At 61.9% G+C, this 9555-nt stretch carries 9 protein-coding genes and 1 pseudogene; 5 read left to right on the forward strand and 5 right to left on the reverse strand.

Annotation, left to right across the window (positions count from 1 at the left end; translation table 11 throughout):
• The coding region (locus EN984_RS11670; RefSeq protein ID WP_164765441.1) for an EamA family transporter at nt 1–251 on the reverse strand (251 nt) is incomplete at its 3' end.
• A 92-nt stretch (nt 252–343) separates the two neighbouring features.
• On the opposite strand from EN984_RS11670, the gene EN984_RS11675 reads away from it, so the two are divergent.
• Complete coding sequence (locus EN984_RS11675) at nt 344–1210, forward strand: LysR substrate-binding domain-containing protein (protein ID WP_127272768.1); 867 nt, start codon at nt 344–346, stop codon at nt 1208–1210.
• Here EN984_RS11675 and EN984_RS11680 read toward each other — a convergent pair.
• Together EN984_RS11680 and EN984_RS11685 are read right to left on the reverse strand one after the other, a co-directional pair.
• Nucleotides 1205–1697: pseudogene (locus tag EN984_RS11680) on the reverse strand (hypothetical protein). The gene EN984_RS11675 and the pseudogene EN984_RS11680 overlap by 6 nt on opposite strands.
• Nucleotides 1698–1723: 26 nt before the next feature.
• Nucleotides 1724–2092, reverse strand: a complete 369-nt coding sequence (locus tag EN984_RS11685) for an antibiotic biosynthesis monooxygenase family protein (protein WP_127271415.1) — start codon at nt 2090–2092, stop codon at nt 1724–1726.
• 95 nt (nt 2093–2187) lie between these two features.
• On the opposite strand from EN984_RS11685, the gene EN984_RS11690 reads away from it, so the two are divergent.
• Both EN984_RS11690 and aspS read left to right on the forward strand, forming a co-directional pair.
• Nucleotides 2188–2664, forward strand: a complete 477-nt coding sequence (locus EN984_RS11690) for a MarR family winged helix-turn-helix transcriptional regulator (protein ID WP_127271416.1) — start codon at nt 2188–2190, stop codon at nt 2662–2664.
• 214 nt (nt 2665–2878) lie between these two features.
• Nucleotides 2879–4666, forward strand: coding sequence for an aspartate--tRNA ligase (gene aspS, locus EN984_RS11695; RefSeq protein ID WP_164748989.1), 1788 nt, complete (start codon nt 2879–2881; stop codon nt 4664–4666).
• Nucleotides 4667–4898: 232 nt separating this feature from the next.
• On the opposite strand, the gene EN984_RS11700 is transcribed toward aspS, so the two are convergent.
• Nucleotides 4899–6089 (reverse strand): hypothetical protein, encoded by a 1191-nt coding sequence (locus EN984_RS11700; protein ID WP_127267503.1) that lies wholly within the window; start codon nt 6087–6089, stop codon nt 4899–4901.
• Nucleotides 6090–6192: 103 nt separating this feature from the next.
• On the reverse strand, nt 6193–6462 hold the full coding sequence (locus tag EN984_RS11705) for a hypothetical protein (protein WP_127258120.1): 270 nt from the start codon (nt 6460–6462) through the stop codon (nt 6193–6195).
• Between EN984_RS11705 and parC the strand changes: the two genes are divergently transcribed.
• Both parC and EN984_RS11715 read left to right on the forward strand, forming a co-directional pair.
• The gene (parC, locus tag EN984_RS11710; RefSeq protein WP_127267504.1) at nt 6418–8670 is read left to right on the forward strand and encodes a DNA topoisomerase IV subunit A; all 2253 of its coding nucleotides are present in this window, start codon (nt 6418–6420) and stop codon (nt 8668–8670) included. The two genes, EN984_RS11705 and parC, sit on opposite strands and share 45 nt — an antisense overlap.
• A 238-nt stretch (nt 8671–8908) precedes the next feature.
• Nucleotides 8909–9555, forward strand: a 647-nt coding sequence (locus EN984_RS11715; protein ID WP_127383748.1) for an AI-2E family transporter, incomplete at its 3' end; no start/stop codon positions are given.

Genomic DNA, 9555 nt, shown 5'->3' on the forward strand with positions numbered 1-9555 from the left:
CCATTGAAGAGCACCGGAAACAGCCCGAAGAACAGAAGACCCAATGCACCAGTGCCGAGCCAGTCGCTCTTCGGCGGCCACCTGTCTCGCCGCCAGAGAGCTACGGCGGCCAAAACCAGAAAGCCGCCGCCGAACCGGACCGCACCGATAGCGAGAGGATCGAGCGTGCCCGCGAGATATCGCGTTGCGCCAACGGCGGTGCCCCCGAAAGCGCTGGAGAGAATCGCGGCGAGCACTCCTGTGATTTCCATGGTTCCCGACCTTGCTGGCTCGGAACCGGGGATATCGGGAAGGCGGGCCATAAGGAATCGAATAAGCTCAATGAGTTTGATAACATTCCACTATGAGTATCCCGAATCTCGATCCGGACCTTCTGCGGGCCTTTGTCGTCGTTGCCGAGCGACTCTCGTTCACGCGAGCCGCCGAGCAGCTCAATAGAACGCAGGCGGCCGTCAGCTTGCAGGTGAAACGTCTTGAGGAGCGCATCGAGACCATCTTGTTCCGGCGCTCGACAGCCCGCGTTGAACTCACCGCCGCCGGGGAGGGCTTTCTGATCGATGCCCGCCGCATACTTGCTCTCAATGAGCAGGCGATTGCGCGTGTTTCCGGTCAGCAGGTGGCCGGACAGGTTCGAATCGGGGTCATGGAAGATTATGGCACCAAGATCCTGCCGCGCCTCCTTTCTGGCATCGCCGAGCGATTTCCGTTGGTGCAGGTCGAAATGGAGATTGGTCTTACCGCCCGGCTCCTGAAACGGCTTGGGTCCTCGTTCGACGCCGTCATCGCCATGCACCCGGAAGGTACGACCGAGGGAGATTTGATATGCCGCGAAAGGGCGATTTGGGCAGCGGCGGCGACGCGAGCCGTCGAGGAACTCGATCCGCTGCCCGTCGCTCTGTCGAGCCCCGATTGCCTGTTTCGTTCCTGGGCAATTGAGGCGCTCAACAAGGCAGGCCGGCCATGGCGATTGGCCTATGTCAGCCCGAGCCTCTCAGCCACGGAGGCAATTGTTGAACAGGGCCTGGCGGTCACCGTGGTCAAAGGCAGCATGCTTGCGCCTGGCCTGCGCGGCGTCCATCCAGGCCGCCATGTGCCGCCGCTGCCCGGGGCGGAGATTCGTCTTCACCGGGCGGAGACCTCTTCCGCCAACGCTTTACTGGTCGTCGATCACCTTGCCCATCGCCTCCGGCTGTCGGCGCTTGGCTCATAGAGGTGATGCTTTGACGGGCCGAGCGGGCCGACGGCGGAGCCGGCCCTTCATTTTGAACCCGTCGCGCATGTTGAGGCCGAGTAGCGTGATGTTCGTCGCGCCGGCGGCCAATTCGAGCGCCTGCACGGCGTAGAAGCTGGTGTCGAACTCGCTGGCTCTCGCCTTGGATGCGAGGAAGAGTGCGGAGGGGATGAGAACCAGGAGACCATTGGCGGCTATCCATGGCATGCGCTTGATCTTCCCATGGCATGCGCTTGATCTTCGCGCCGATCAGCCCGGCCTGCCGGCCCTTGGCCGCCGCAAAGCCCGAACCTCCCGCCGCCGCCAGCGCTGGAACGAGCAACAGGAAGCTCCACGGTATGGCCATCTTGACGGCGGCTATCGCCACCTGGGAGGCAAACATCTCACTGAGGACCGTCGACAGCCAGAGGCTTGCGATCGTCAGCATCGCGACCGTCCCGGCGACTGGGTGAATGACCTTGCTCATGGCTTTCCCACCATTCTTGCAACCGTTTAAGCCAGGCAGATGCCCGGCACCGCCACCTTTTGGAACAGATGCGGAGAGGCGACGGCCGAGGACGGATAGGCCGAGAGCTTCGCCCTGAACTCGGGATGCGAGAACGCGGCCCGGAAGTCAGCCATCGTTTCCCATATGGCATAATTGAAATAGGCCGGACTTTCGCCGATTGCGCGGTGAAGCTGGGTCGAGATGAAGCCGGGTTGCTGCTTCATGAAGACCGCATCATCCTGCCATGCATGGAGGAAGGTCTGCTCGTCGGCCTTGTCGAGCGTGAAGACGTTGACCAGCACGACGGAGGTAGCATCGATCGCGATCTGGCGGTCGATCGGGAAAGCGGGGTTCAGTGGGCGCATGAGCGACATCATAAGCTCCGTTAATTGGTGTTATGGTGCCAATCTGTTACCTTGATTACATATCTATTTGACAACATAATGTCAATAGCAATATAGGATGTCATATGCCTGATGCCAAGCGAACACCTGCCGGCAATGCCTTGACCGATCTCATTCTCGACCTGTTCAGGCTCAACAGCCGAATGCTCACATCGGGTGACAGGCTGGTCGCCGACCTCGGTTTGACGAGCGCCCGCTGGCAGGTTCTCGGCGCTGTCGTGACCGCCGAACGCCCTCAGCCGGTCGCGTGGCTGGCGCGCGATCTGGGAGCCAGCCGCCAGAATGTCCAACGGATCGTCAACGACCTGCATAGGGAAGGGCTCGTCGCCTTCGAGGCCAACCCGCATCATCAGCGTGCGCAGCTTGTCGTTTTGACTGACAAGGGAAGACAGACTTTCGATGCCGCGATGCATTTGCAGGCGCCCTGGATCGAAAACCTCGCGGATGGCCTGCTGGTCGAGGACATCAACACCACGCACAGGGTCATGACGGCGCTGCGGAAAAAACTGGAAGGCAACGATGAAGCTGAAGAGCAAGCCTGACGGTTGTGGCCCTGTGGCGGTTTCCTTCACAGGCTGAGCGCCGCGCTGATCCTCGCGCTGCCTCGCTCCGGCTACCGGGCGGCGAACACCATGGACACGGAAGTCCGCTTGCCTTGACAAATCCGGCCTCCCATGCGCTTTTCGCGCAAATTTTCAGGGCCGGGCCGCGATGCCTTGGCCGGCAACTAGAGCACCCCGGACTTTACCAATGACAATGCACCGTTACCGCAGCCATACCTGTGCCCAGTTGAGGAAGAGCGACGTCGGCTCGACCGTTCGCCTGTCGGGCTGGGTGCATCGCGTGCGCGATCATGGCGGTCTGCTCTTCATCGACCTGCGCGACAATTATGGCCTGACCCAGATCGTCGCTGATCCGGATTCTCCTGCCTTCAAGGTCGCCGAAACCGTGCGCGGCGAGTGGGTCATTCGGGTCGACGGCGAGGTCAAGGCGCGTTTGCCCGAGACCACGAACGCCAATCTGCCGACCGGCGAGATCGAGATCTTCGCCCGCGAGATCGAGGTGCTGTCGGCGGCCAAGGAATTGCCGCTGCCGGTGTTCGGCGAGCCCGACTATCCCGAGGATATAAGGCTGAAATACCGCTTCCTCGATCTGCGCCGCGAGACGCTGCACAAGAACATCATTGCGCGTACAAAAATCATCGCCGAAATGCGCAAGCGCATGGGCGAGGTCGGCTTCACCGAATTCTCGACGCCGATCCTCACCGCGTCGTCGCCCGAGGGCGCGCGCGACTTCCTGGTGCCGTCGCGCATCCATCCCGGCACCTTCTACGCGCTGCCGCAGGCGCCGCAGCAGTATAAGCAGCTGATCATGGTGTCGGGCTTCGACCGCTACTTCCAGATCGCGCCCTGCTTCCGCGACGAGGACCCGCGCGCCGATCGTCTCCCTGGTGAGTTCTACCAGCTCGACCTTGAAATGAGCTTCGTCGAGCAGGACGACGTGCTTTCGACCATGGAACCTGTCATGCGCGGGGTCTTCGAGACCTTCGCCAACGGCAAGCCGGTGACGCAGAATTTCCAACGCATCCCCTATAATGTGGCCATGCGCAAATACGGTTCCGACAAGCCGGACCTGCGCAACCCGATCGAAATGCAGGCCGTTTCCGACCATTTTCGCGATTCCGGCTTCAAGGTGTTCGCCAACATCCTGGCCAACGATCCGAAGGCCGAGGTGTGGGGCATTCCGGCAAAGACCGGCGGCAGCCGCGCCTTCTGCGACCGCATGAATTCCTGGGCGCAGGGCGAGGGCCAGCCGGGGCTGGGTTATATCTTCTGGCGCAAGGAGGGTGACAAGCTCGAAGGCGCCGGCCCACTCGCCAAGAACATCGGCGAGGAGCGCACAGAGGCGATCCGCCTTCAACTCGGCCTTGCCGACGGCGATGCGGCCTTTTTTGTCGCCGGGGATCCGAAGAAGTTCGTCTCCTTCGCGGGGGCTGCGCGCACCCGTGCCGGCGAGGAGCTGAACCTTGTCGACCGCGAGCGTTTCGAACTGTGCTGGATCGTCGACTTCCCGTTCTTCGAGTGGAACGAGGAAGAGAAGAAGATCGACTTCGCCCACAACCCGTTCTCGATGCCGCAAGGTGGCATCGATGCGCTGAATGGCGAGGACCTGCTCGGCATCAAGGCGTTCCAGTACGACATGGTCTGCAACGGGTTCGAGATCGCCAGCGGCGGTATCCGCAACCATCTGCCCGAAACCATGGTCAAGGCATTCGAGACGGTCGGGCTGGATCGCGCCACGGTCGAGGAGCGCTTCGGCGGCCTCTACCGCGCCTTCCAGTATGGCGCGCCGCCGCATGGCGGCATGGCCGCCGGTGTCGACCGCGTCGTCATGCTGCTGCTCGGCGCCAAGAACCTGCGTGAGATCACCATGTTCCCGATGAACCAGCAGGCCTACGATCTGTTGATGAACGCGCCTTCGGAAGCGAGCCCGCAGCAGCTTCGCGACCTGGCGCTGCGCGTTGCCGTGCCCAAGAAGGACTGACGGCGGCGTTGCAACTGCCCTTTCTCCCCGTCTCTATACGGGGAGAAATGTCCGGCAGGACAATGAGGGGCAGCGCGGATGCGGGCGATTGGCGAACGGCCGTTGCAGCTGACGCCTTCTGACAGGCAATCGGTTCGGCATGAATTGCAATTTGTAGGCGTCGGCGCTGCCCCTCATCCGCCTGCCGGCACCTTCTCCCCGTATAGTGACGGGGAGAAGGGAACTACTTCGATCAGTCTTCGTTGGCCTTGACGGTGACGCCGAGCGTCTTCGGCAGGTCGAGCGGGTTGGACATGGCGCCCGCCATGATCAGTGCGAACGGCACGGATGCCGGCGGCTCGGCCGAGATTTCGAGGCTCTTCGGATCATCGAGGAATTTGCTGACCGCGGCCGTAACCTGCGCCGTCAGTTCCGGATTGTTGAGCTGCGCCATGCCGAACGGCACGATCGCCTTGGCCTGGTTGGCGATGTCCTTGCCGGACATGCCTTGCTGCTTGCCGACATAGTCCAAAACCTTGTTGGTCAGCGAATCGTCGTCGAAGCGGATCGAGGCGCTGTTGAACGAAAGCTGCTGCAACAGGCCGAGCATGGCCATGCCTTGCGCCGAATTGTCGGCGCCTTCGGGCTGTGCAGCCATCTTCTTCTGCATTTCCTGCAGCGACTTGATAAAGTCCAGCGTGTAGCCGCCGAGATTGAAGGTCATGCCGAGCGTGCCGGCATTCTCGACCGAGATGTCGTATTTCGACAGTTCCATCTTGCCGTCCGTGGGCTGCCAGGTGCCGGCCATTTCGAGATTGCCCGCGATGTTCTGGTAGCCGAGCGCGTTGATGACTTCCTTGGACTTCGGATCGTCCACCAGCGTCAGGTCGGCGTTGAATTTCTCCGTGGTGGCGGTGAATTCCATCGCCTTGCCGTCCGCCGGCGGCGTGATCTCGATGGCAAGTCCATCCATCGAGAAGGCGGTCTTGTCGGCGACCTTGACGGTCATGTTCGAGAGTTCGGCTGACTTGTACATCATCAGCGAGCCGAGCGGGCCGGTGGCGCCGTCGGCCGGAACTGTCATGTCATGGATGACGAAGGGGCTGAGGTCGAGGGTGACGCCGTCCTTGCTGTGTGTGAAGGCAGCCGTCGATACGGTGGCGATGTCATAGCCGCCATTTGCCTCGGTCACACCTTCGAGTTTGACGTCGCCGATGGGAAGCGCTTCCTTCTCCGCCGCCGGTTTGATGGCAACGCCCTGCAGCACCATGCTGGTGTTGTCGCCGGTCACGCCAGTCCAGGTGATGTCGACACCTTGTGCGACAAGCGCGGCCTTCAGCCGGTCGGCCACTGCCGTATCCTGTGCGAGGGCCGCATTCAGCGGCAGCGTGAGCAAGAAGGTCGAAAGGGCTAATTTCCTAAGAGTTGAGCGTTTGATTGTCATCGCAAGGTCCCTGAGAGTGTCCTGAAATTGTTTTTTCAATTATTTGCGCCATCACCATTCCGTGACGAACTGGACCGGAAAAAGGCGTGTCCCGGCACATTGGTCAAAAATCGCGGTGAAAGGCAAACCCGATCCCACCGTCTTTGCGCAAACCGGTGAATTTGTCATGAAGAGCCGATAGCCGGATGTCGTCGCGCTTGGCCATAGAACCCGCATGTAACAGGCTGATGTTGGCCGACATCCCCCGGGGTGCGGTTTCGTGTTGCAGAAGGGCCGGTATCTCTGTCGGGCTCTTGCCGCGAATCACCCGCTCGGCTAGTCCGAGCCCATGGGAAAAAGGCTTTTGCCGCCTGAAAATGGCGGTGGCGATCATATCGAACCGGTCGATCTGAAGAAGGCGCTGGAAGAGCGCTATCTGGCCTATGCGCTGTCGACCATCATGCACCGGGCACTGCCCGATGTGCGCGACGGACTGAAGCCGGTCCATCGCCGCATCATGCACGCCATGCGCCTGCTGCGGCTCAACCCCGACCAGGGCTTTGCCAAATGCGCCCGCATCGTCGGCGAGGTGATGGGCAAGTTCCACCCGCATGGGGACCAGTCGATCTATGACGCGCTGGTGCGGTTGGCGCAGGATTTTTCGATGCGCTATCCCTTGGTCGACGGGCAGGGCAATTTCGGCAACATCGACGGTGATAACGCCGCCGCCATGCGCTACACCGAAGCGCGCATGACCGATGTGGCGACCGAACTCTTGTCCGGCATCACCGAGGATGCCGTCGATTATCGGCCGACCTACAATGAAGAAGACGAGGAGCCGGTGGTTTTGCCCGGCGCCTTTCCGAATCTGCTGGCCAACGGCTCGTCCGGCATCGCGGTGGGCATGGCGACATCGATCCCGCCCCACAACGCCGCCGAGCTTTGCGATGCCGCACTTCACCTGATCGAAAACCGGGACGCGCCGGTGGCGAAGCTGATGGAGTTTGTCCAGGGGCCGGATTTCCCGACCGGCGGCATCATCGTCGACAGCCGCGCCTCGATCCTCGAAGCCTATCAAACCGGCCGCGGTGGCTTTCGCGTGCGCTCGAAGTGGTTCCAGGAGGACCAGGGCAGGGGCACCTGGAGCATCGTCGTCACCGAAATACCCTACGGCGTGCAGAAGGCGCGGCTGATCGAGAAGATCGCCGAACTGCTGATGGCACGCAAGCTGCCGCTGCTCGAGGACATCAGGGACGAAAGCGCCGAGGACGTCCGCGTCGTGCTGGTGCCGAAGAGCCGTTCGGTCGATCCCGGCATCTTGATGGAATCGTTGTTCAAGCTGACCGAGCTCGAAAGCCGCTTCCCGCTCAACATGAACGTCCTGTCGCGCGGCAAGGTGCCCAACGTGCTGTCGCTGAAGGGCGTACTGCAGGAGTGGCTCGAGCATCGCCGCGAGGTTTTGATCCGCCGCTCGAAACATCGGCTTGGCGAGATCGAAAGACGGCTGGAGATACTTGCCGGCTATTTGATCGCCTACCTCAACATCGACGAGGTGATCAGGATCATCCGCGAGGAGGATGAGCCAAAGCAGGTGATGATGGCCCGCTGGTCGCTCACCGACACCCAGGCCGAAGCCATCCTCAATATGCGGTTGCGCGCTCTGCGCAAGCTTGAAGAATTCGAGATCCGCAAGGAATTCGACGGCCTGAGCGCGGAGAAGAAGCAGATCGAGGCACTGCTTGCTTCAAACGAGAAGCAGTGGGCGACGATCAAATGGGAAGTCACCAACATCCGCGACAAGTTCGGTCCGGAGACCGAACTCGGCAAGCGCCGCACCCAGTTCGCCGACGCGCCCGAGCATGATCTGGCCGACATCGCACACGCCATGATCGAGCGCGAGCCGGTCACGGTCGTCGTGTCGGAAAAGGGCTGGCTGCGGGCGATGAAGGGGCATCTGGCCGATCTCTCGACGCTGACCTTCAAGGAGGGCGACAGCCTCAAGCTCGCCTTCCATGCCCAGACCACCGACAAGGTGCTGGTCTTCACCACCGGCGGCAAATTCTACACCATCGGCGCCGACCGGCTGCCTGGCGGGCGCGGCCATGGCGAGCCGATCCGCATCATCGTCGATATGGACAATGACCAGGACATCGTCACCGCCTTCGTCCACGACCCGAAGCGCAAGCTGCTGCTGGCCTCGCACGACGCCAACGGTTTCATCGTGCCGGAGGAGGAAGTCGTCGCCAACACCCGCAAGGGCAAGCAGGTGATGAACGTCAAGGCGCCGGACGAAGCCAAGCGCTGCATCCCGGTCACCGGCGACCATCTCGCCATCGTCGGCGAGAATCGCAAGATGCTGGTGTTCGCGCTCGCCGAGATTCCGGAGATGGGCCGCGGCAAGGGCGTGCGGCTGCAGAAATACAAGGATGGCGGCCTTCTCGATCTCAAACCGTTCACGCTGGAGACCGGCCTCTCCTGGCAGGATTCGGCCGACCGCACCTTCACAAGGTCGCGCGAGGAACTGGCCGAGTGGATCGGTGCCCGTGCGTCGGCCGGACGGATGGTGCCGAAGGGATTCCCGAGGACGGGGAAATTTGGGTAGCGCTGCTAATCTCCCCTCGAGGGGGAGATGTCGCCAAAGGCGACAGAGGGGGTCGGCACGACTGGACGCGACCTCCTTCGCCGGCAGAGGAGGTTAGCGCTTCACGCGCGGCGACCCCCTCTGGCCTGCCGGCCATCTCCCCCTCGAGGGGGGAGATCCCCAATCATTTGGACTATCGTCACGATTGCTGCACTATATCAGTGCATAGACAGGAGGGGTGTTTGGGAGAGCCAGGCGTTTGAAGGAAGCAAAAATCCAGAAACCGGAACGGCAGCAACGCCTGTTCGGCCTGTCGACGCCGCTCAGGTCCGCCGTCATCCCGCCGCTGTCGGCGGCGCGCTGGCTGCTGGTGCTGATCGTCGCCGCCGGCGTTTATTTCTTCCACGGCTTCCTGTTTCCGGTGCTGGCGGCGCTCGTCATCGCTTTCGCAAGCTGGCCGCTTTACCGCCGCCTGCTTGTCGCGGTCAGTGGCAACCGCACCATCGCCGCGACCTTAGCCATCCTCTTTATCTTAGCCTTCCTGGTGATCCCGATCGCGCTCGCCGGCACCTATGCGATCAACGAGGTCCGCGAATGGGTCGCCTGGGCGATCGAGACCAACCGTCATGGCGCGGTGACACCGCACTGGATCGCCACCATGCCTGTCGTGGGCGAGTGGCTGAACCAGCAGTGGACGACCAATTTCGGCCATCCCGGCGGCATTGGTGAACTGATCCAGCTGGTCAGCGGCGCTAACATCGGCAGCATCTATCGCGGTGTGCTGGCCGCCGGCGGCAGCGCTTTCGGCTTGCTCCTGACATTGTTGTTCATGATGATCGCGTTGTTCTTCGCCTATCGCGACGGCGAGCATTTTGCCGGCCAGGTCGACCGTCTCGGCGAACGCAT

This window comes from Mesorhizobium sp. M7A.F.Ca.CA.004.12.1.1 (genome assembly GCF_003997835.1).
Lineage (GTDB): Bacteria > Pseudomonadota > Alphaproteobacteria > Rhizobiales > Rhizobiaceae > Mesorhizobium.

Coding starts and splice junctions, on each gene's coding strand:
- EN984_RS11690 (WP_127271416.1), top strand. CDS start 2,188: ATGCCTGATGCCAAGCGAACACCTGCCGGCAATGCCTTGACCGATCTC.
- parC (WP_127267504.1), top strand. CDS start 6,418: ATGGGAAAAAGGCTTTTGCCGCCTGAAAATGGCGGTGGCGATCATATC.
- EN984_RS11705 (WP_127258120.1), bottom strand. CDS start 6,462: ATGATCGCCACCGCCATTTTCAGGCGGCAAAAGCCTTTTTCCCATGGG.
- EN984_RS11700 (WP_127267503.1), bottom strand. CDS start 6,089: ATGACAATCAAACGCTCAACTCTTAGGAAATTAGCCCTTTCGACCTTC.
- aspS (WP_164748989.1), top strand. CDS start 2,879: ATGCACCGTTACCGCAGCCATACCTGTGCCCAGTTGAGGAAGAGCGAC.
- EN984_RS11685 (WP_127271415.1), bottom strand. CDS start 2,092: ATGTCGCTCATGCGCCCACTGAACCCCGCTTTCCCGATCGACCGCCAG.
- EN984_RS11675 (WP_127272768.1), top strand. CDS start 344: ATGAGTATCCCGAATCTCGATCCGGACCTTCTGCGGGCCTTTGTCGTC.